This is a genomic window from Allobosea sp. ASV33 (assembly GCF_016428755.1).
Classification (GTDB): domain Bacteria; phylum Pseudomonadota; class Alphaproteobacteria; order Rhizobiales; family Beijerinckiaceae; genus Allobosea.
This window is the reverse complement of record NZ_JAELTI010000042.1, coordinates 20111-41266: the sequence shown is the minus strand read 5'-3', so window position 1 is coordinate 41266 and position 21156 is coordinate 20111. Positions and strand designations below refer to the sequence as shown.

Genomic DNA, 21156 nt, shown 5'->3' with positions numbered 1-21156 from the left:
CCCCCCCCCCCCCCCCCCCCCCCCCCCCCCCCCCCCCCCCCCCCCCCCCCCCCCCCCCCCCCCCCCCCCCCCCCCCCCCCCCCCCCCCCCCCCCCCCCCCCCCCCCCCCCCTCTTTTCACGCAGAAGCCGGCATACGCGATCGCGCCTAGAGTCTCGTGGGCTCGGAGATGTGTATAAGAGACAGGCCTCGTTCGTCCGATAGTTGACGATGACGATCCCGCCCTCGGTCGCAAAGGCCTTCGCGATCGCGGCGCCGATGCCACGGCTCGCGCCGGTGACGAGGATGGCCCGGTCGCGGAACGTCACGGCGCGCCGTCCTTCGCGGGGATCAGGTCGCTTTTCACGACGGCCTTCATGTCGATCTGGCTACCGATCAGGCCGAGGCTGCGGAACGTGTCGGCGCCCTTCTGCAGCGCGTCGAGATCGAAGCGGCCGAGACCCTCACGCTCCGTCGTCTGCGAGATGCTGGACGCGTTGCGCAGCTTGATGATCTCAAGGTTCACAGCCTCGTCGCGGCCGTTGATCGCGCGGGTGACGGCGATGCGCGCGGCCTCGTCCGGCTTGGCAATCATCCAGGCAGCCGAGTCGCGATAGGCGGCGAGGAAGCGCTTCAGCAGCGGCTTGTTCTGCTCGTAATAGCTTGCCTTCACGACGAAGATGTCGCTCGGCAGATTGAGCTGGTCGCGGACCTCGATGACATTGGCCTCGCCCAGCCCCTTGGCGCGGGCGACGAGCAGGCCGGTGTCGGTCGCGGCGGTGGCGTCGACGGCGCCTTGCATCAGCGGCGCGAAGTTGAGCAGGCCGGTCGGCTGGATCGTGACGTCCTTCTCGCCCAGGCCGACCTGATGCAGCAGCACGAGCAGGTTCTGATAGGTGCCGCTGGCAAGACTGTAGACACCGATGCGCTTGCCCTTGAGATCGGCGGCTGTGCGAATGCTGCTGCTCTTCAGCGCGACCACGTTGAAGACGTTCTGCGGATAGATATTGTAGATCGTGACGAGCTTCTCGCCCTTGTCGAGCGCGAGATAGAGCGCGGCCGGATCGGTGAAGGCCACGTCAGCCTGCCCCGCGAGCATGTTCTGCAAGGCGGCGCCGCCGCCATTGCCGGGCACATAGTCGAGCGCGATGCCCTTGGCCTTGAAGAAGCCCTTGTCCGGCTCGGCCAGGAGGTTGGTGATCTCGCTGATCGGCTGGCTCCAGCCGGCGACGGTTACCTTGTCGAGCGGTTGGGCCTGAGCCGAAATCCAGGCGGACAGCAAGAGCGCAGTCGCGGCGACCACCCTCGCCGTCATCCCGGACAAGCTGCGAAGCAGCGCCGATCCGGGATCCATCGTAGAACGCGGCGCCCGCTGATGGGTCCCGGCGCTCCGCTTCGCTGCGGTCGGGATGACGAGCCCTGTTCTCGGAAGGCGGGCGATCGTGAGGAAAAGGGGCATGGGAATCTAGCCTTTCGAGAAGCGATGCAGGACGCGGCGCTCGATCAGGAGCACGGCCTCGTAGAGCAGCATTCCAAGGGCGGTGATGACGATGAAGAGCGCGAAGATCAGGCTCGAATCCATCACGCTCTGCGCCGCGATGATCGAGGCGCCGAGCCCGATCCGCCCGCCGATGAACTCGCCGACGACGGCTCCGACCAGCGCCAGCACGACGGCGACGCGCAGGCCCGCCATGATGACGGGCAGCGCCGCCGGCAGCTTCAAACGCAGCAGCGTCTTGAGGCGGCCGGCGCCGAGCATGCGGAAGAGCTCGCGCCGGGAGGCATCGACCTCGTTGATCCCGGTCAGCGTGTTCTCCATCAGCGGGAAGAAGCAGATCAGCGCGGTGATGACGACGGTCGGCGTCATGCCGAAACCGAACCAGATGATGAAGAGCGGCCCGAGCGCGAGCTTGGGCACGAGCTGGCTCGCCAGCACATAGGGCCGCAGCAACCGGCTGAGCGCCGGAAATTCCGCCAGCAGAATACCGGTGCCGAGCCCGACGACGGCGCCGATGCCGAGGCCCAGCGCCATTTCCGAGGCCGTCATCGCCAGATGCGGCCAGAGCCGTCCGGTGGCGATCTCGCTCCACAGCGTCGCGAATACGGCGGAAGGCGCAGGCAGGACGAGCGGCGAGAGCCCGCCCAGCCGGCACCAGGCCTCCCAGCCGGCGAGCAGGGCGACCAATAGCAGCAGCGAGGGCAGGCGCGCGATCATGCCGCCGGCCTCCGGCTGGCCGCGGCGGCGCCATCCATCGCGTCCCGCAAGCCGCGGCAGGCGGCGACGAAGCCGGGCGCATAGCGCATGTCGCGGTGGCGCGGGCGAACCAATTCGACCCGGCGCACATGCGTCACGCGGCCGGCCGCCATCACCGCGACCGTGTCGGCGAGATAGACGGCCTCGCCGATATCATGGGTGACGAAGAGCGCGGTCGTGCCGTTGAGCGCGCAGAGCCGCAGCAGGTCGTCCTGCAACTCCTCGCGCGTCAGCGCGTCGAGCGCGGCGAAAGGCTCGTCGAGCAGCAGCAAATCTGGATTACCAACCAGCGCACGCGCAACCGCGACGCGGCTCTGCTGGCCGCCGGAGAGCTCGGCCGGGCGGCGCGTTGCAAAATCCGCGAGGCCGACACGCTCCAGCAGGTCGAGCGCGGCATCCTTGTCGGGGATGGTGGGCCGGCGCTTCAGCGAGACCGGCAGCAGCACGTTGTCGAGTGCGCTCAGCCAGTCGAGCAGGGTCGGCGCCTGGAAGACGAAGCCGGCGCGCGGGCTCGGGCCGGTCAGCGCTTCGCCGCCGATGCGGATTGCGCCTTCGCTCGGCATCAGCAGGCCGGCGGCGAGCTTGAGCAACGTGGTCTTGCCGCAGCCGCTGCGGCCGAGCAGGCAATGGATCTCGCCGCGCGGGATCGTCCAGTCGACCGCGTCGACCACGGCCGGGCCGGTTGCATCGTAGCGGTAGCTGGCGCGCTCGATCGTGACGAAGCCGGTCTTGGCGGTATCAGTCGACATAGGGCGCGAACCCTTCTGCCGCGGCTTCGGCCGATTGCTCGATCTCGGTAAAGGTGACGAGGTCGAGCAGGCTGAAGCGCCCGTCATGATGCCAGCCGGCCTCGGGCGCGGTCATCCGGCCGAGGGGGGCGATACGGCTGACGCCGACTGCGCCGAACCTCTCCGCAAGCTGGAACAGCCGCTCGGGCGCGGCTGCGACGCCGACGGTCTGCAAGAAGCTGCGATAGGGCGCGACGAGGGCAGGGACATCGTCGAGGCTCTCGACCGCGACGAGCTTGAGCGTGCGGTTCAGGCCGGTCGGGCTCAGGGCTTCCGGCGCCTCGACATGGACGACGCTCCAGGGATCGGCGGGCTCGCCGAGAAGCTCCGCGGTGCCGTCCATCGCGCGGGTTTCCTGCGCGCCGCGCCACGATGCGATCGAGGCGGCCTCGCCTTGGGAAAGCGCACGCCGGGGATGGCGCGAGGCGAAGGCGGCGAGTTCCTGTGCGACGTAGCGGGAGAACTCCGAAGGACTGACCTTTCCGCCGTTTTCGACGAAGAGCATCTGCGGCGAATAGCAGCCCTGCTGCTCGTAACGCATGACATCATGGGCCGCGAGCCGGGCCAGCGCCGGCGCTTTGCGGCTGTCGAGCGCTTCACGCGCAATGACGCCGAGGCCGATCTTGTGGCCATGCGGCAGGAAGCGGGTGGTGATCGGCAGCTTGGCGCGCAACGCAGCCAGCGTCTCGTTACCGCCATAGGCCATCACCGTGTCGGCCTCGCGCAGGAAGACCGGCTCGGCCGCCGCTTCGCCGCCCTTCCACCAGGTGACGGCGAGGCATTCGCCGATCTCGGGATCGATCTCGGCGAGCAGGCTCGCGAACCATCCGGCCGTCAGCGGCTCGGCCGATGCGAGCTTGCCGATGCTGCCAGCCTTGACCAGCAAGCCGCAGATCAGGCTCCAGAGCGAGAGCGCGGGCACGTTGCCGGCCCAGACATGCAGCAGAAGCTCGGGGCCATGGGCGCGCAGGTAGCCGCCCTTGGGCGTCGGCTGGAAACCGTCGAGCAGGCCGGGATTGGCAAAATCCTCGGCGAGAAAGCGCAAGAGCTGCGGCTTACGGAAGGTCTTGAGATAGCCGGTCAGGCCGAGGCGGACGGTCTCGCGATCATAGCCGGTGACGATCGGCAGGAGATGCTCGGCCTTGCGTCGCAGCGGGTGCTGGCGGTCGAGCAGGCGCGCGATGGCGCCGTCGATCGCAGAGACGATACGCGCGGTCTCCATCCGCTTCAGCCGGGCGCGGGCATTATCGCGCACATGCGCTGAGAGTGCCGCCGCCTGCGTCGCGTCGAGCTCCGGCAGCGCGATCGTGGTGCTCTCGCCCCAGGCGCTATGGCCGATCTCGCGCCAGCGCAAAGCCTCGCGGTTCAGGCCCGGCAGATGGCCCGCATGCTCGATCACGGCGATCAGCCTCGCGCCGCTGCGAGGAATTCGGCGACCGCAACCGAGCAACCCTTCGAGGCCTCGCCATCGACCCGGCCGAGCAGCTTGAAGCCGCCCGGTACGATCTCCCCGGCATCCTCGGTCAGGATCGCCGCGACGCAGTTGAAATGGGCGAGGTCGTGATGGACGATCACCCCGCGCTGGCCTTCCAGCAGATCGACGCCGGTCAGCGGATCGACGACGCGGCTGCGGATCCAGTGCGGACCGGATTTCACGGATGGGCAGACGGCATTGCCGTCGTCATAGAGCTGCGAGCTTAGCTCTGTCATCCCGTACATGTTGATGCAGGACGCGCGTGTAACGCCGAAGGCGGCGCTAAGCCCATCATAGAACTCGTCCGGTCCCAGCTCGCGCGACTGGCCCTTGAAGCCGCCGGTATCGAGGATGCGGCTGCCTTCCGGCAGGGCAAAGCGCCGGCCGCTGGCGGCGAGGGCATCCAGCACGGGCACGAAGGAATAGCTCGCGCCGAGCAGGGCATAGGGCTCGCCGCTCTTTTCCGCCTCCTCCAGCGCCGACAGAAGGCCGTCCAGGTCGAGCCCGCCAGCGTTGATGAAGGTCTCGGATTCCGGCGTGCCGCACTCCTGCTTGGCGAGCGAGAGGTAGGTGGCGAGCGAGGAATTCGGCAGCTCCGTCTCGTCCGGGAACAGGATGCCCATGCGGATGCGCTCGCGGCCCCGCATGAAGCGCGCCCGGAAATTGACCAGCATCGAGCGCTTCCAGACATCGAGCGTCGGATGATAGCTGCGGCCGCGGATGCCTTGCGTCGTGCCGCTGGTCATGAACACGCGCTCGGCCTGCTCCGGCGGGCTGCAGCTCAGCGTCAGGTCCTTGAAGGCGGTGATCGGCACAGCCGGGATATCGCGCCAGCGCTTCACCGACAGCGGCGTGCGGCCGCGCTGCAGGCAGAAGCGCTTGTAGGGCTCGTTGTTGCGGAACTGATAGGCGAAGACCTTGAGCGCCATCGCCTCGAATTCGGCGTCCGACGCATCGGGAAGCGCGATGAATGCCAGGAACGCCGCGATGATCTCGGCTTGCGTCACTTAAACCCACTCCGTTCGGACGCTTACGGCCAAGCCGAGGCGTCGATCGCTGGAGGATCACGAGCGCAAGCTGGAATCAGGGCCGTACTGGCCGCATGTCCCGCATCCCTACGCCGGTATGATCCGGATCAGGTTCGGAGGGTCACCGCGTTGCCGAGCTTTGCAGCCCAGCCGGCGGAATCTCAGCCTCCTAGCGAGGCCCCCCTGGGAACGGGAGCAGATGACGAGCGGCGGGCCTCGCTGTCAAGCGATAACGGAGCGCGGCAGGTATCCGCCGCGAGCCGGGGCGTCAGCCGGCGATGTCGCGGGCCATGCGCAGGAGATACTGGCCGTAATCGCCCTTGGCGAGCTTTTCACCAAGCAAGGTGAGCATGGTCTTGACGAAGTTCTTGCCGAAGGGGCTGTAGATCCAGGCCGTGCGCAGGATGGCATGGTTGTCCGTTGCCGCCGCGACCGCCCGCTCGCCGGCAAGCTTGCTGGCGCCATAGGCCGAAATCGGGCCGGTCGGATCGTCCTCGCGATAGGGCCGATCGAGCCCGCCGTCGAAGACATAGTCGGTCACGATAAATCTCAAGGGCGTGAAGGGCAATCCTGGCGGCCGTGATCGCGAAGGTGCGGAGGATGAGCGGACGAGGCACACGCGCCCGGATTGGCGGTTCTGACCATCGGTCTCAACTCATATCCCCCTTTCGCCCTGCGGCGCTATCATGAGCTGCCTTCTCGCGACAGCGAAACGCCCGAACCGCGGCGAAACAAAGACCTCTTATGGTTAGGCGCTGGAACCTGCGGTTCGGGAGAAAGCGGTCGTGACGGCGCTTACGCTCTTTCGAGCGCGACCGCGATGCCCTGACCGACGCCGATGCACATGGTGGCCAGCGCGCGCTTCTTAGCCGTGAGCGACAGTTCGAGCGCGGCGGTGCCGGTGATGCGGGCGCCGGACATGCCGAGCGGGTGGCCGAGCGCGATCGCCCCGCCATTCGGGTTCACATGCGCGCCGTCCTCGGCGATGCCGAGCTCGCGCAGCACCGCGATGCCCTGCGAGGCGAAGGCCTCATTCAATTCGACGATGTCGAAATCGGTGGGCTTGAGGCCCAGCCGCTCGCAGAGCTTGCGCGTCGCCGGGATCGGGCCGAGACCCATCACCCGCGGCGCGATGCCGCCGGTCGCCCCGCCCAGAATGCGCGCGATCGGCGTCAGCCCGTATTTCGTGGCCGCCTTCTCCGAGGCGATGATCAGCGCCGCGGCGCCGTCATTGACGCCGGACGCATTGCCGGCGGTGACCGTGCCGCCTTCCCGGCGGAACGGCGTGCCGAGCTTGGCGAGCTTCTCCAAAGTGGTGTCGCCGCGCGGATGCTCGTCGATCTCGACACGAACGGGGTCGCCCTTGCGCTGCGGGATCAGGACCGGGACGATCTCCTTGGCGAGGCGGCCGTTCTGCTGGGCGGCGACGGCCTTCAATTGCGAGCGCAATGCGAAGGCGTCCTGGTCGGCGCGGCTGACATGGCAGTCGGCCGCGACGTTCTCGCCGGTCTCCGGCATCGAGTCGACGCCGTATTGCGCCTTCATCAGCGGATTGACGAAGCGCCAGCCGATCGTGGTGTCGTGGATCTCGGCATGGCGGGAGAAGGCGCTGTCGGCCTTGGGCATGACGAAGGGCGCGCGCGACATGCTCTCGACACCGCCGGCGATCATCAACTCGGCCTCGCCGGCCTTGATCGCGCGCGCCGCGGCGATGACAGCATCCATCCCCGAGCCGCAGAGCCGGTTGATCGTCGTGCCCGGCACCTCCTTGGGCAGGCCGGCGAGCAGCAGCGACATGCGCGCGACATTGCGGTTGTCCTCGCCCGCCTGGTTGGCGCAGCCATAGATCACGTCGTCGACCGCACCGAAATCCACCCCCGGATGGCGCTCGACCAGCGCCTTCAGCGGCACGGCGCCGAGATCGTCCGCCCGAACCGACGACAGCGAGCCGCCGAAACGCCCGATCGGCGTGCGGACATAGGCGCAGATGAAGGCTTCGGTCATATCGCGGGTCCTACGGTCTGGAAGGCAATGCGGATCGTCTCAGATACGATAGAATTCCCGATACCACGCGACGAAGCGAGCGATTCCTGTCTCGATCGGCGTGTCCGGGCGGAAATCGACATTGGCGGTCAGGTCCGCCACATCGGCATAGGTCGCGGGAACGTCGCCGGGCTGGGCGGGCAGGTGGCGCTTGATCGCCTTGCGGCCGCAGGCATCCTCGATCGCAGCGATGAAACGATCGAGCCGGACCGGCGTATGGTTCCCGATATTGTAGAGGCGCCACGGCGCTGTCGACGTCGCCGGATCGGACGCACCTCCCGTTTGCGCGCTTGTCCGCGGAGGTTTCCCGGCCAGCCTGACGATCGCTTCGCGGATATCGTCGACATAGGTGAAATCGCGGCTCATCGCGGCCTCGTCATAAACGTCGATGGGCCGGCCTTCGAGGATCGCCTTGGTGAACTTGAAATAGGCCATGTCCGGCCGGCCCCAGGGGCCATAGACCGTGAAGAAGCGCAGGCCCGTCGTCGGGATGCCGTAGAGATGGGCATAGGAATGCGCCATCAACTCGTTGGCGCGCTTCGTCGCGGCATAGAGCGAGACCGGATGGTCGGCGCCGTCATGCTCGCTGAACGGCACCTTCGCATTGGCACCGTAGACCGAGCTCGACGAGGCATAGACGAGATGGTCGACCGGGTTGTGCCGGCAGGCTTCGAGGATCGAGAGGAAGCCGTCCAGATTCGAAGAGGCATAGGCGCGCGGGTTCTCCAGCGAGTAGCGCACGCCCGCCTGCGCCGCGAGATGGATCACCACCTGCGGGCGGAAGCCGGAGAAAGCAGCCTGCACGGCGTCATAGTCGGCGATGTCGATCTGCTCGAAGTGAAAGCCGTTGCGCGACAGGAGCCGGTCCAGCCGGGCCTGCTTCAGAGCCGGATCGTAATAGGGCGTCAGATTGTCGATGCCGAGAACCTGCGCTCCGGCAGCGAGCAGGGCCTGCGTGACATGGAAGCCGACGAAGCCGGCGGTGCCGGTCAGGAGTACACGTTGGAAGAAAGTGTCGTGCATGCTTCGTCCTCGCCAATGCCGATCCGCGGATGGCCGGTGGTCTGCGAAAGCGGTGTGCCGCTGGTTCAGTGCGCTCTGGTGTGCGCTGCGGCGAAGTCCAGGTTCTCCTGCATCAGCCGCTCGGCGGCAGGAAGATCGTGGGCTTCGACATAAACGCGCAGCTCCGGCGCATTGCCCGAGGCGCGGAAATGGACGGTGGAGCCGCTGCCCAAGGTTAGCCGCAATCCGTCGCGCCGGTCGCGAGCCGCGACGCCGCCATGGGCCGCGAACGCCTCGTTGCGGAAAGCCGCATCATCGGCGTCGAGGCGCGCGATGAGGGCGGCCGTCCGATCCTGCGGAATCTCCTGCAGGCGGTTCGACAGGGCTATGGCGAAGCGCGCGTCGTCGGCGATCTCGCTCAGCTTCCGCCCCTCTTCCCGCGAAAGAGCGAGCGTCGCCAGGATCGGCAGCAAGGCGTCCCGTGTCGGCAGCGCCGGCAGCACCGTGCCGTCCCTCTCGACATCCGAGCCGAGCAACACGCCGCCATTGGCTTCGAAGCCGATGACGATCCGCGCATTGCCGTTCTTCGCTTCCTCCATGCTGGCGATGACGTAAGGCGAACCGACCTTCGTCCGGATCACGCGCTGAAACAGGCCGGCGCGGTCCAGGGCCGAATTCGACGTCACGGGCGTGACGATCGTGTCGGCCCCGAGGAAGCGGGCGGTCAGCGCGCCGACCAGATCGCCGCGCAGGAAACGGCCGGCTTCGTCGGCGACGAGCGGTCGATCGGCGTCGCCGTCTGTCGAGACGATCGCATCGAGATCACGCTGCTCGGCCCAGCCCTTCGCCAGTTCCTCGTCCTCGGCGCGCAGCGCTTCGGTATCGACCGGAATGAACCGGTCGCTGCGGCCGAGGCTGACCGGCTCGGCACCGAGCGCCGCCAGAACCTGGCAGATCAGGTCGCGGCCGACCGAGGAATGCTCGTAGACACCGACCGTCAGCCCTTCCAGGGAGCGGCCGAAAAACGCGGTATAGCGAGCGCGGTAGCCACTCAGGACATCGCGCGTCTGCGGCGCGACCGTGGCCTCGGGCACTTCCGTCAGAGTGAGCCTGGCATGCTCGGCCAGGATGCGCTGCTCGTCGGACTTATCGATCTCGCCCTGGGCGCGGTAAAACTTCAACCCGTTGCGGTCGTCCGGAATGTGACTGCCCGTGACCATAATGGCGGCGCTGCCGGCGCTCATCGCCGCCAGGGCCAGGGCAGGCGTGGGCACGGCGCCGCAGTCGATCGGGACGAGACCCGCATCGGCGACGGCCTGTGCGCATTGCGACGCGATCAGCGGGCTGGATGAGCGCAGATCGTGCCCGATCAGCACATCGCCCGCGACGCCATCCTCGCGCAGCATGGCGCAGAAGGCGCGGACATGGCTGTAGGTCGGAAGGCCGAGGAGCTCGGTGACGAGGCCGCGCAGGCCGGAGGTGCCGAATTTCAGGCTGGTCATCGCTGGGCCGTATCAAGGGGCTGGTGTTCGCAGGTGCAAAATAGACTGCAACCTTCCTGGATGTCACGTCCCGGCCCTGGGCTTGTTCGTTACCTGCCCGATCGATATTCCGGTTTCGGAAATGGTTTCAAATGGCTGCTGCCGACATAGGCCATGATGGCTGTGGCAGAGGCACATGGCGGAGTCGAAACCCGGCTCGTTTCGATCGAGCCGGGTCATGTCGATTGAACCCGTGCGACGGCGGTACGGTCAGAAGACCGGGGCCTTAACAAGCGCCTGTGCCTCGTCGGCATAGCCGGGCGGCTCCGAGCCTATGCGCAGTTGTGCAAGGCCGGCGTGCGGGGAGCTTGTTGATGATCTGTGCTCGATCTGAGTCTCAGTCAGGGGCTTATCCTAGGTTGCGGTGCGGGCGGCTGGAGTAACCATTTTGAAAGCAAACGCTTGATTCAGCAGGCGCCTACGGCTCCATTCGTTTCATGAAAAACTCTTCGTTCTGGACAGCCCCGGCCGGCGACTACAAGGGGCCACCCTATTGGACAAACCCGATCGTCTCCGTCACGGTCGGGGTTGTCGCAGCGATCGTCTTCATTCCGCTGACGATCGCGTTCGCGATCGCCGATCTGTCGATGCGGCTGCGCCAAACATCTTCTTCGGCGACTCGCTAGCTCGATATTTAGAGGCTTTCACTCCTGCGACGGGTGAGGGGTTCAGAAGACCAGGGCGTTGACAAGCGCTTGTGCCTCGTCGGCATAGCCGGGCTCGGTTTCATGGATGGCGTCGCGCATCAGGCCGAGCGCATTGGCACTGGCATAGCTGACGAAGCGAGCCGCGTGGTCGATGATCATGCAACCCTGCAAGGCGCCGAGGCCGATCAGGGCCTGCCGATAGGCCTCCCGCTGCGCATCCGTGCCATATCCTCCCGTATTGCCGAAGGTCGCGACCTCCAGCACCACATCGGCTCCGGTGGCCTTTGCCTTGGTAACGATGTCGAGGATATTGGCGGTATAGGTCGCGACGTCGACGCTCGTGTTGAGATCGTTCGAGCCGAGCTGGATCACGACGAGATCCGGGGCGACGACGGCCAGCGTGTTGGCTGCGCTCCAGACCCCGGCCGCAGAGGTGTGATAGGCTGAAACCGTGCCGAAAGCGCCGGCATTGAGCAGGTCGACAGCGGGAACGGTGCTGTCCTGTGCGACCAGGCCCATCAGGGAGAAGTAGCCGCCGCCGGTGCGCTGGACATTGACCGCATGAGTGCCACGGACCGGCGTCGCCACGACCTTGCCGATCGTCTCGCCGCCGGCGTTGCCGTTCAGCGTCGCGAGGACGGTGGGGTCGGCGTCCACCGTGAGCGTGGCCTGCCCGTCGCCGGCGTGAAGTTTGAAATACGCCTCTATCCGGTCGATCTGGCCTTCGGGAGTGAAGGTCAGCGGGCTCGTGTTGAGCGTCGCCCACATGACGCCGCCCAGCGTTTGGCTGCCGCCGGTCCAGCCCGACATGCCCGACAGGCGCAGATCATAGGCCTGCTTGATGGCTGGCGACGAGAAGGTCGACGAGGCCAGAAAGGACTGGCGGCTGGCCGGAATGCCTGCCGCGTTGAGGAGCTTGGCTACATAGGCGATCTTGGATCGGGGCTCAGCGGCCGTGGTCCAGGTATTCGCGGATGTGGTTCCAGCGCCCGCGCCCACCGTCTTGCTGTCGCCAATGAAAACGACACGCGCCCGACCGAGGCCTGCGCGAACTTTTGCGAGCGCCGAATGCCACCGGCGCAGATTGGCGGGTTTGCGGAAATAGGCCGGCGCGCCCAGCGGGGGCAGGACCGTCGGCAGCGCTGCTGCCATCAGAGGCGTGCGGGTGTTGAAATCTCCGTTCATGCCGGCACCTCACGCGTAGAAGGCGAGAGAACCCTTGCAGGCGTATGGCGCCCGCAGGATCAGATGAGTCGGGACGGTCGTACCGTCAGAGAGCGTTCCCGGGATGCGGCGGGCTGCCGGGTTCAGTTCGCTGCCGGATCCGTCGCTCGTCGTGGCACCGGGCAGGGCGAAGCTCGTCGAGCCGGTGCCGGGCTTGGCACGGAAGTCGCCGTCCATGGCGAACAGGACGAATTGGGCACCTGCCGGAAGCGCGACGCGCAAGAGTGTGTCGGCCGGGAGGACGATATCCTCGACGTAATCCGCCCAGGTCGGCGCCATCGACAGGCGCGAGGAGCTCAAAGGAAAGGTTTCGTAGAGATCGCGCATTGGCCTCACTCCATGGAAGGGAGGCGCAAAATAAGGCACGCCGGGATGCCGGGGATAAGTTCGGGGATGCCCTCCGCGAGGCGTCAGCTTTCGCGGAAGGCGCGCCTGATCTGGTCCGCCAGGGGGCTGGTGAGATAGGAGATCACCGAGCGATCCCCCGTCTGGATGAAGGCTTCAACCGGCATCCCGGAAACGAGCTTGTGATGTCCCAGGCGCGCTTGCGCATCGGCACCGAGGCGGATGCGCGCGGTGTAGAAGCTCATGCCGCTGCGCTCGTCGCGCGTGACATCCGCGCCGATCCGGACGAGTTCGCCCTCGAGCTCGGGCGTCGTACGCTGGTTGAACGCGGCGATTCGCACGAAGACGCGCTGGTCGGGATGAAGATGGCTCACCTCGCGGGGCGAAATCTGCACGTCGACGGCCATGGCGTCGCTGTCGGGGACGATCGACATGATCGCTTCGCCGGGAGTGACGACGCCCCCGACCGTGAAGACCGACAGATCGTGGACGATGCCGTCCTGCGGCGCGCGCAAATCGACCCGCGCCAGCTGGTCCCGGGCGGTGATACCGCGCTCGACGAGTTCGGCGGTCTTGTCCTGGAGTTCGCGCAGCTCCCTTGCGACTTCGCTCCGGAGATCCTGCTCGATCTGCAGGATCTGGAGGTTGATCTCGTTGACCTTTCCGGCGGCTGAAGCCGTGGCGGACATGAGCAGCCCTCGCTCGCCCGCCAGCCGCGCCGCGTCGCGCTCGAGGGCGTTGACGCGCGTGACCGGCAGCAGGTTCTTGGCGTAGAGATCCCGAACGCCCGTCAGCTCCGTCTTGATCAGCGCGATCTCGCTCTCCTTGGCCTGGCGCTGTTCGTTCTGGCCGAGAATCTCGTTTTCGAGTTGCTTGATACGCTCCTTCAGCTGCGCGACCTGACCGTCCCGCGCGGCCTTGCGCAAGGCGAAGAGGCGCTCCTCTCTGGCGACCAGTGCCGCACGTCCTTCATCGAGCGGGCTATCGCGGAAGCGGGCGGGAAGCGCGCCGGCATCGAGACCGTCCCGCTCGGCGATGAGGCGGGTCTCCCTGGTGGCGAGCTGGTCGAGAGAGTTCTCGATGATCGTCAGATTGGCGCGCGGCACCGTCGGGTCGAGCTTGAGAAGGATATCCCCCGCATTGACCTTCTGGCCTTCCCGCACCGCGATGGCGCTGATCACGCCGCCGCTGGGATGCTGGACCTTCTTCACATGGGTCTCGACGACGATCCGGCCCGATGCGACGACGGCACCGGCAATTTCGGTCGCGAATGCCCAGCCGCCGAGGCCGAAGACAAGCACTCCCGTCAACAGATAGCCGAGCCGCAGATAGCGCCGGACCGCATCCGCCGGATCAGAAGCTTCGTGCAATCGCATGGGTCACACCGCCAGACGGGAGAAATCGGCAGGGGGATGGCGCTGGGCCTCGGCCCGTCCGGTGACAGCGGCGAGAACCTCGTCGCGCGGGCCGATGACCTGCGCGCGGCCATTCGCCATCATCAGCAGGAGATCGCAGGCGGAAATCGCGGCCGGACGATGCGCGACGACGATGGCGATGCCGCCACGAGCCTTGATGCCGCTGATCGCCTGCTTCAAAGCGAGGTCACCCTCCTGATCGAGATTCGAATTCGGCTCGTCGAGAACGACGAGGAAGGGGGCGCCGTAGAGCGCGCGCGCGAGCGCGATCCGCTGGCGTTGGCCGGCGGAAAGCGGGTTTCCGCCGTCGCTGATCACCGTGTCGTAACCGTTGGGCAGCCGCAGGACGAGATCATGCACGCCAGCTGCGCGCGCTGCCGCGATCACCGCGTCGGGGGGGGCATCGGCCGCAAAGCGCGCGATGTTCTCGGCGACCGTGCCGGCGAAGAGCTCGCTCTCCTGCGGCATGTAGCCGATATGGGCGCCGAGCACTTCAGAAGGCCACTGGTCGAGCGCTGCCCCATCGAGACGGACCGCCCCTTTCGCCGGCGGCCAGATGCCGACCAGGGCGCATACCAGCGAGGATTTTCCGGATGCGCTACGACCGATCACGCCGAGCGCGGTGCCCGCTCCCAGTGTGAAGGAAATGTCGAAGACGTTGGCGGAGCCGGCGCCTGGCGGAACGAGCGTGAGGTGCTCCACCGCAAGCGACTGGCGCGGCGCCGGCAGCGCCATCGAGGCGGGCGGCTCGGCGCTTAGCGTGGTGTGAATGCGGCGCCAGGCCGATTCTGCGGCGACGAAACCTTTCCAGTGCCCGATGATGGCCTCGACGGGCGCGAGCGCGCGAGAGACCAGGATCGAACCGGCGATGATGATGCCTCCCGTCGCTTCCTGCCGGATGACGAGCCAAGCACCGAGCGCCAGCACCATCGACTGCAGGGCGGTGCGGAAGACTTTCGAGAAGGCGCCGTAACCGGCGACGACATCGGAGGCGCGCCCGCTGGCGGCGAGGTAGTCGTGGTTCGCCCGCTGCCAGCGCCGCCCCATCGCCTCGCGCATGCCTAGCGCATGGATCGCCTCGGCGTTGCGGCGAGACGATTCGGCGGCTTGGGCGCGCTGCATCGCATGGCCGTTGCTCGCCTGCGTTGCTTGCCGGGCACCACGATCGGTCAGCAGCGTCAGCGCCACCAGGATCGCGGCGCCCGCGACCGCTGCCAATCCGATCCAAGGATGAAACAGGAAGCAGATCAGGAGATAGATCGGAATCCAGGGAAGATCGAGGAATCCAACGGGGCCGCCGCTCCAGAGAAACTGCCTGACCTGATCGAGATCGCGCGTGGGCTGCTGTGGATCGACGCCGCGCCGGCGGACGGCCAGGTCGAGGCCCGCACGGTAGGCGAGCCCGGATAGTCGTGCATCGATCAGAGCGCCGATGCGCACGAAGACCCGGCTACGGATCATGTCGAGCAGCCCCTGGAACGCATAGATCACCAGCACGATGACGCAGAGCGCCCCGAGCGTAGGCATGCTGCGGCTTGGGATCACGCGATCATAGACCTCGAGCATGAAGAACGATGACGTCAGGTAGAGCAGGTTGATGATGGCGCTGAGGGCGGCGACGCCGAGCAGGGCGCGCTTGCACTCGCCCAAGGCCTGCAAGGGCGACGGTGGGTTCTTCGGCGCGAATTCGCGCTCGATCCTGTTCCTTAGTTCGGTAACCGCGCTTTGACTCACTATGACGACCTCCGCCGTCGACCATGGAGCGCGGCGACGGCGCGTTATTATGATCTATCGAGTCACCAGAGTTTTAACGCCACAGGCCTTATACGAACCGCGCGCCGCGATCGCAGGATCGGGTGGGGCGTTCCGGCGCGGCGAATGCGGATTGCCGGGGCGGAGTGATGCGCAAGGAGCGGCCCAGGATGAACAGGCGGCATCTGCTCAAGCTCGCCGCCGGCATGGCCTTGGCGGCATTCGGCGGGATCGGCTATGGGTTCGCCTGGGAGCCGCAGCGCCTGCGGGTGGCGCGCTATTCCGTCGTGCCGCTGGCGGGATGGCGTGGAGCGCGGCCCCTGCGTATCGCCGCGCTGTCCGACCTGCATGTCGGCGGGCCGACGATCCCGCTGGCACGGGTAGCGGATATCGTGGCTGCAATGGAAGCGCTCGATGCCGATCTCGTTCTGCTGCTCGGCGATTTCATTGCCAGCCGCAAGCCGCGCCTGACCGATCCGCCTCTCGACGCCTGGACGTCGCAGCTTGCGAAAATCCGCTCCCGGTACGGCATCTTCGCGATCCTCGGCAATCACGACTGGTGGCATGATCCAGAGGCGCTGCTGGCGCGCCGCGGGCCGACAATCGTGGAGCGAGCCTTGGAGGAGGCCGGAATCCAGGTTCTGAACAATCGCGCCGTGCGTATCGAGACGGCGGGCGCGCCGCTTTGGCTCGGCGGCCTGGGCGATCAGGTCGCCTTCGACACGGAAGGTTCGCGCCATCCCGGAGGCGCGGATGATCTGCCGGCGCTCTTGCGGCAGATCCCGGATGACGGGAATCCCGCCATCATCATGGCGCACGAGCCCGATATCTTCGTTCAGGTGCCGGATCGGATCGCGTTGACCTTGTCAGGCCATACCCATGGCGGACAGCTCAGGTTTTTCGGCTATTCGCCCTTCGTGCCGTCCCGCTACGGCAACCGTTTCGCCTATGGCCAGGTCCGCGAGAAGGGCAGGGATCTGATCGTGTCCGGCGGCCTCGGGACCAGCCGCATCCCCATGCGCCTCGGGGTTCCCCCCGAAATCCTGCTCGTGGAGTTCGGCGCCGGCGGAGAGCGCGCAAACGCCGCCTGACGATCGGGAGCGGCGCGCGATCTCCGCCCGGCCTCCCGGTGATGTGCCCGATCGGCGAACTTACGCCCGGGCGTAGAGATTCTCGATGCGCACGATGTCGTCCTCGCCGGTATAGGAGGCGACCTGGACCTCGATGAGCTCCAGCGGGATATTGCCGGGATCGGCGAGGCCCGGTTCGAGGATCGGGATTTCGCCGCGCCTCAGCGACGCGATCTTGCCTTCGTGCTTGTCAACACAGACGACATCGTGTCCGCAATCGGCGAAGCATGCCCCCGAAACCAGGCCGACATATCCCGATCCCACCATCACGATCTTCATCGAGCGTACCCAGCTCTTTTTGCTGGTGCGAAGCGCCACAGCCCGCTTGGCTGCGCAAGGCGAGCCTCGGCAAAAATCGGGATGTTGCGAAACGGGCTCTGGCGGATTAGGAAGCCGGGCCGGGATCCAGCTTCTTCGCGCAGCGCCGGCCGTCGCTCAAACGAACAGGAAATCCGCAGCGGTCACATGCGCCGCTCCGATGCCCTTCAGCAGAATCGAGTCGTGGTCGTTGAAGGCGACGAACGTGTCCGAGCCGACCTTGGTGATCTGCAGGGAATCGAAGTTTGCAGCGATGCTCTTCGAAACCTGGATCGCATCGTGATTCGATTGCGTCTCGTCTGCGTGGAAATTCACCATCGTGTCGTTGCCTCCCGTGAAGACGAAGGCACCCTGTCCGAACATCTGCACCATGTCGTCGCCATGACCTCCGGTCAGCGTCACCCCGCTCGTCTGGGCGTAGAGCTTGTGGGTCCCGTCGGGGTTGCTGACGTCGGTAATGGTCAGCTTGCCGGAGGTGTCATAGATCTCATGCTGCACGGCACCGGGCTGGCCCGCGAGCGCGAACTTGAAGACATCCTTCGAGGCGTCGGGGTGAGCGACCGTCTCCATGGTCCGGGTGCCGGTCGCGTCGTAATTCGTCGTCGTGCGCGTCCCGTCGCTACCCAAGGTCCAATGATAGTCGGGTGAGCCATCGGCGTGGGAGCGGATCACCTCGTACACCTTGCCCGAGGCATCAGTCTTCTGGGTTTCCGTAACGTAGCTCTGGCCCTGGATACCGTAAGAGGTGTTGTAGCCGGTCTTGTCGGGGTTGGTCACGAAAAGCCGGGTCTGGGCGCCGTCAGTATAGAGCTTCGTCTCGACATAGCCGCTGGTTTCCTGATGCGTGGTCCTGGTGACGGCCCCTCCGGCATCGTACCAGCTCATGTCACTGGATTTGTCGACGTGGTTGACCAGCGTCGTCGTATGGACGCCGCCGACATAGTCCTTGATGGTCGTCTCTCCGCTGGCTGATTGCATGATCTGGCGGCTCAGGTTGCCCGAAGCGGCATCGAAGAGCTCGGTCGCCCGGTCGCCATCGGCCTCGACGATGACCGTGTTCAGCTTGTGACCGGTCGCGTCATAGACCGTGGTGATCTTCGAGCCGTCCGCCTGGGTGACGGCATGATAGTCGAGCGTGCCGTCGCTGTGGGAGCGGATCACCTCGTAGACCTTGCCCGAGGCATCGGTCTTCTGGGTCTCGGTGACGTAGCTCTGGCCCTTGATACCGTAGGTGGTGTTGTAGCCGCTCTTGTCGGGGTTGGTCACAGTCAGCCGCGTCTGCACGCCACTGGTGTAGAGCTTGGTCTCGACATAGCCGTTGGCTTCCTGATGCGTCGTCTGCGTGGCGAGGCCCTTGGCATCGTACCAGGTCATGTCGCTCGACTTGTCGGCATGGGCGACGGAAACGCTGCTGAGGATGCCGCCGGCATATTCCTTCGTCGTGAAGTCGCCGGCCTTGTCCTGGCGAACCTGCTTGGTCAGCACCCCGCTCGCGAGGTCGAAGAAGTCGGTCGAGCGGTCGCCATTGGCGGCGACGGTGACGCTGTTCAGCTTGTGGCCGGCGGCATCGTAGACGGTGGTGATCTTCGTGCCGTCGGGTTTGGTGATCGCGTCATAGTCGAGCGATCCGTCGGCATGGGTGCGGACCACCTCGTAGACCTTGCCGGTGGTGTCGACCTTCTGGGTCTCGGTGACGTAGCTCTGGCCCTTGATGCCGTAGGTGGTGTTGTAGCCGCTCTTGTCGGGGTTGGTCACGAAGAGCCGGGTCTGGACGCCATCGGTGTAAAGCCTGGTCTCGACATAACCGTTGGCTTCCTGGTGAGTCGTCTTGGTGACGACACCCTTGGCATCGTACCAGGCCATGTCGTTCGACTTGTCGGCATGAGCGACGGTCATGCTGCTGAGGACGCCGCCGGCATATTCCTTCGTCGTGAAGTCGCCGGCCTTGTTCTGGAAGACCTGTCGGGTCAGCACGCTACTCGCGGGGTCGAAGAAGTCGGTCGAGCGGTCGCCATTGGCGGCGACGGTGACGCTGTTCAGCTTGTGGCCGGTGGCGTCGTAGACGGTGGTGATCTTCGTGCCGTCGGGTTTGGTCACCGAATGATAGTCGAGCGATCCGTCGGCATGGGAGCGGAGCACCTCGTAGACCTTGCCGGTGGTGTCGACCTTCTGGGTCTCGGTGACGTAGCTCTGGCCCTTGATGCCGTAGGTGGTGTTGTAGCCGCTGTTGTCGGCATTGGTCACGAAGAGCCGGGTCTGGACGCCGTCGACATAGAGCTTCGATGTGACAGAGCCATCCGGTGCCCAATCCTTGATGGTCGCAGCCTTGCCGCCGGCATCGTACCAGGTCACGATCTTGTGCCCGCCGGTGTAGAGTTCCGTATAGACTTTCGAATTGTCCGCGCGCAGTCGCTCGAAGGCTACGAGCTTGCCGCCGGCATCATAGGAAGCGTGCTCCGAGCTGTAGTCGGCGCCTTTGAGGCCGTAATTGTAGACTTCCTTCGAGCCGTCGACATGCTTGATCTGCTCGTTGACCTTCACCCCGTTGGTGTAGTTCGCGTTCTGGATCGACCCGTCGGCATATTTCGTCTGCTCGGTGAACACGATGCCATTCTTCAGGCCTTTGTCGGCTGTCGAGAATAGATGGCCGGAGCTATCATAGGTCTCGATCTTCTGCCAGGTCGGCGCGGTCTGGGTGATCGAGAATTGATAATCGCCGGCGATCTTCGACAGGGCATTCTGATAATGGTCGAGGATGTAGACCAACGTCGCCTTCGAGGACACGGGAATGACCGGCCCGTCCGTCAGGGTGATCTTCTGCAGCGTCGTCGAGACGTCTAGGGTCGCGAGTTCCGCGATGATGGCGGCTCCGCCGGCGATCACCACAGGTTCGGTGACAACGGGTTGCTCCACGCGCGGGCCGGGGCCGCCGATCTCCACGATCAGCGGATGATCGCTGATCGGCAGCACTACCTGCCCGACATTCTCATAGACCGCGACGGGGCTCGAGCCCTGCAGGGGATCATAGACATAGACCTTGGCCTGCACCATGCCGAACTGCACGGTCACGGGGATCGTGGCGTTCAAGATATCCTTGTCGCTGGCGTCGTCCCACACCTTGGGCGCGGACCAGATCACGAGATCGTAGGCGCCGTTGCTCTTGGCGAGCATCATGGCGTCGCCAGTGGTGGGCAGGCCGGAGATCGCGTAGCTCAGGTGACCGTCGGGTTGCGCGCCGCCCTTGCCGTCATCGGCGAGCACATAGGTCAGGTTATGGATCGCCGTTGCAGCCAGCTTCGGCGATCCATCGACGTCGAACAGCCCGAAATGGGCTTCTTTGTCCTGCATCGCCGGGTCAGAGCCGCGATCGAACAGCTCGTACAGATAGGTTTTCTCCACCCCGCTCTTGAAGGCCGAGACCACGGTGTTCAGCATGGACTTGGCCTGTGCGGCCTCGCTGGCGCCGACTTCCGGCGTGCTGGCGCGGGTCGTGTAGCCCGTCTCGGTGATGACGGTGGGCGCATCGCCCGCGCTCGGCCTTGCGACGCCGAGAGACGTCGAAAGCGAGGCCGATACCGTCGAATTCGTGCTCACATAGGCGTGCGCGTTGGCATAGTCCGACCAAGCCGACATGTCGCCGAGCGCTGCATAATCTGCCGCGCTGTTGTGGCCCAGCGTGAGATTGTAGACCGGGATATCCTTGAGGGTGCCGTTGGCCTTCAGCGTTTCGTAGAAATCGCGCTGGAACTGGCCAGCCGCAGCCATGCTCGACGAACCGTTATAGCTGAACTTCTGGATATTCGCCTCGTTGAGGCCCTCGACCGCGACGATGCTGCCGGGATGGGCTTTCTCGAAATCCTGAAGCGCTGTCACATACGCCTTGAGCGCAGCCGTGCCGCCGGCCGGCGTGCTGGACGACACCACGAAGTCGAACTTGTAGCCCGCTTCGGCAAGAGCGGAGACGACTGGCGAGGCCTGGGGCAGCGAGGACAAGGCGTCGCGCATCGTCGTCACGCCGAGGTAATCCATGCTACGGCTGACGAGCGCGGAATTGTCGTAACCGACCCAACCGAAGCCGACATGCCCGTTCACGGCGATGGAGCCGACGAACTGGCTGGCCGACAGGACCGGCGCATCCGAAGACGAAAATGTCATGAGGTCCCAAGTTTTTGCTGGAGTTGGGACGAAGGGTAGAGAGACTTCGTGGGGATCGGGTT

At 65.8% G+C, this 21156-nt stretch carries 16 protein-coding genes, 2 pseudogenes and 1 riboswitch; of the genes and pseudogenes, 1 reads left to right on the top strand and 17 read right to left on the bottom strand.

What is annotated here, in order from left to right:
* The 14 genes and pseudogenes from JHD80_RS14155 to JHD80_RS14090 form a co-directional block, all read right to left on the bottom strand.
* Nucleotides 1-307 (bottom strand): SDR family NAD(P)-dependent oxidoreductase (locus tag JHD80_RS14155; RefSeq protein WP_199088381.1); only part of this gene is annotated, 307 nt, incomplete at its 3' end.
* The gene (locus JHD80_RS14150) at nucleotides 304-1293 is read right to left on the bottom strand and encodes an ABC transporter substrate-binding protein (protein ID WP_199088380.1); all 990 of its coding nucleotides are present in this window, start codon (nucleotides 1291-1293) and stop codon (nucleotides 304-306) included. The genes JHD80_RS14155 and JHD80_RS14150, both read right to left, overlap by 4 nt.
* A gap of 150 nt (nucleotides 1294-1443) precedes the next feature.
* The gene (locus tag JHD80_RS14145) at nucleotides 1444-2193 is read right to left on the bottom strand and encodes an ABC transporter permease (RefSeq protein WP_199088378.1); all 750 of its coding nucleotides are present in this window, start codon (nucleotides 2191-2193) and stop codon (nucleotides 1444-1446) included.
* Nucleotides 2190-2981, bottom strand: coding sequence for an ABC transporter ATP-binding protein (locus tag JHD80_RS14140; RefSeq protein ID WP_199088376.1), 792 nt, complete (start codon nucleotides 2979-2981; stop codon nucleotides 2190-2192). The genes JHD80_RS14145 and JHD80_RS14140 overlap by 4 nt, the downstream gene beginning before the upstream one ends.
* Nucleotides 2971-4419: an acyl-CoA reductase gene (locus JHD80_RS14135; RefSeq protein ID WP_199088374.1), complete on the bottom strand. Its 1449-nt coding sequence runs from the start codon at nucleotides 4417-4419 to the stop codon at nucleotides 2971-2973. The genes JHD80_RS14140 and JHD80_RS14135 overlap by 11 nt, the downstream gene beginning before the upstream one ends.
* Nucleotides 4420-4424: 5 nt before the next feature.
* The gene (locus tag JHD80_RS14130; RefSeq protein ID WP_199088372.1) at nucleotides 4425-5501 is read right to left on the bottom strand and encodes a LuxE/PaaK family acyltransferase; all 1077 of its coding nucleotides are present in this window, start codon (nucleotides 5499-5501) and stop codon (nucleotides 4425-4427) included.
* Nucleotides 5502-5588: 87 nt separating this feature from the next.
* A riboswitch (TPP riboswitch) is annotated at nucleotides 5589-5717 on the bottom strand.
* Between the two features lie 112 nt (nucleotides 5718-5829).
* Nucleotides 5830-6063: pseudogene (locus tag JHD80_RS14125) on the bottom strand (sugar nucleotide-binding protein); the annotation flags it as partial.
* 254 nt (nucleotides 6064-6317) lie between these two features.
* On the bottom strand, nucleotides 6318-7526 hold the full coding sequence (gene pcaF / locus JHD80_RS14120; protein ID WP_199088370.1) for a 3-oxoadipyl-CoA thiolase: 1209 nt from the start codon (nucleotides 7524-7526) through the stop codon (nucleotides 6318-6320).
* A gap of 39 nt (nucleotides 7527-7565) precedes the next feature.
* Entirely contained in the window at nucleotides 7566-8588 is a 1023-nt protein-coding gene (locus JHD80_RS14115) for an NAD-dependent epimerase (RefSeq protein WP_199088369.1), read from the bottom strand.
* Between the two features lie 65 nt (nucleotides 8589-8653).
* Entirely contained in the window at nucleotides 8654-10069 is a 1416-nt protein-coding gene (locus JHD80_RS14110; protein ID WP_199088367.1) for a phosphomannomutase, read from the bottom strand.
* Between the two features lie 707 nt (nucleotides 10070-10776).
* The gene (locus JHD80_RS14105; RefSeq protein ID WP_199088364.1) at nucleotides 10777-11940 is read right to left on the bottom strand and encodes an SGNH/GDSL hydrolase family protein; all 1164 of its coding nucleotides are present in this window, start codon (nucleotides 11938-11940) and stop codon (nucleotides 10777-10779) included.
* A 9-nt stretch (nucleotides 11941-11949) separates the two neighbouring features.
* The gene (locus JHD80_RS14100; protein ID WP_199088362.1) at nucleotides 11950-12306 is read right to left on the bottom strand and encodes a hypothetical protein; all 357 of its coding nucleotides are present in this window, start codon (nucleotides 12304-12306) and stop codon (nucleotides 11950-11952) included.
* Between the two features lie 83 nt (nucleotides 12307-12389).
* Nucleotides 12390-13700 carry an HlyD family type I secretion periplasmic adaptor subunit gene (locus JHD80_RS14095; RefSeq protein WP_199088360.1) on the bottom strand — a complete coding sequence of 437 codons (1311 nt, stop codon included), beginning with the start codon at nucleotides 13698-13700 and terminating at the stop codon, nucleotides 12390-12392.
* A gap of 3 nt (nucleotides 13701-13703) precedes the next feature.
* Nucleotides 13704-15398, bottom strand: a complete 1695-nt coding sequence (locus JHD80_RS14090; RefSeq protein WP_210339893.1) for a type I secretion system permease/ATPase — start codon at nucleotides 15396-15398, stop codon at nucleotides 13704-13706.
* A gap of 263 nt (nucleotides 15399-15661) precedes the next feature.
* Between JHD80_RS14090 and JHD80_RS14085 the strand changes: the two genes are divergently transcribed.
* The gene (locus JHD80_RS14085) at nucleotides 15662-16582 is read left to right on the top strand and encodes a metallophosphoesterase (RefSeq protein WP_248311552.1); all 921 of its coding nucleotides are present in this window, start codon (nucleotides 15662-15664) and stop codon (nucleotides 16580-16582) included.
* A 60-nt stretch (nucleotides 16583-16642) separates the two neighbouring features.
* Here JHD80_RS14085 and JHD80_RS28715 read toward each other — a convergent pair whose 3' ends face one another.
* The 3 genes and pseudogenes from JHD80_RS28715 to JHD80_RS14075 form a co-directional block, all read right to left on the bottom strand.
* On the bottom strand, nucleotides 16643-16765 hold the full coding sequence (locus JHD80_RS28715; protein WP_349237267.1) for a hypothetical protein: 123 nt from the start codon (nucleotides 16763-16765) through the stop codon (nucleotides 16643-16645).
* A pseudogene (locus JHD80_RS28710) lies at nucleotides 16748-16900 on the bottom strand (UDP-glucose 6-dehydrogenase); the annotation flags it as partial. The gene JHD80_RS28715 and the pseudogene JHD80_RS28710, both read right to left, overlap by 18 nt.
* Nucleotides 16901-17056: 156 nt before the next feature.
* Nucleotides 17057-21094, bottom strand: coding sequence for an RHS repeat domain-containing protein (locus tag JHD80_RS14075; protein ID WP_199088354.1), 4038 nt, complete (start codon nucleotides 21092-21094; stop codon nucleotides 17057-17059).
* Nucleotides 21095-21156 lie beyond the last annotated feature (62 nt).

What these genes read in the sequence shown, in the direction of transcription:
- JHD80_RS14150 (WP_199088380.1), bottom strand. Translation starts at nt 1,293, where the DNA reads ATGACGGCGAGGGTGGTCGCCGCGACTGCGCTCTTGCTGTCCGCCTGG.
- pcaF (WP_199088370.1), bottom strand. Translation starts at nt 7,526, where the DNA reads ATGACCGAAGCCTTCATCTGCGCCTATGTCCGCACGCCGATCGGGCGT.
- JHD80_RS14110 (WP_199088367.1), bottom strand. Translation starts at nt 10,069, where the DNA reads ATGACCAGCCTGAAATTCGGCACCTCCGGCCTGCGCGGCCTCGTCACC.
- JHD80_RS14140 (WP_199088376.1), bottom strand. Translation starts at nt 2,981, where the DNA reads ATGTCGACTGATACCGCCAAGACCGGCTTCGTCACGATCGAGCGCGCC.
- JHD80_RS14100 (WP_199088362.1), bottom strand. Translation starts at nt 12,306, where the DNA reads ATGCGCGATCTCTACGAAACCTTTCCTTTGAGCTCCTCGCGCCTGTCG.
- JHD80_RS14085 (WP_248311552.1), top strand. Translation starts at nt 15,662, where the DNA reads ATGAACAGGCGGCATCTGCTCAAGCTCGCCGCCGGCATGGCCTTGGCG.
- JHD80_RS14095 (WP_199088360.1), bottom strand. Translation starts at nt 13,700, where the DNA reads ATGCGATTGCACGAAGCTTCTGATCCGGCGGATGCGGTCCGGCGCTAT.
- JHD80_RS14145 (WP_199088378.1), bottom strand. Translation starts at nt 2,193, where the DNA reads ATGATCGCGCGCCTGCCCTCGCTGCTGCTATTGGTCGCCCTGCTCGCC.
- JHD80_RS14105 (WP_199088364.1), bottom strand. Translation starts at nt 11,940, where the DNA reads ATGAACGGAGATTTCAACACCCGCACGCCTCTGATGGCAGCAGCGCTG.
- JHD80_RS14115 (WP_199088369.1), bottom strand. Translation starts at nt 8,588, where the DNA reads ATGCACGACACTTTCTTCCAACGTGTACTCCTGACCGGCACCGCCGGC.
- JHD80_RS14075 (WP_199088354.1), bottom strand. Translation starts at nt 21,094, where the DNA reads ATGACATTTTCGTCTTCGGATGCGCCGGTCCTGTCGGCCAGCCAGTTC.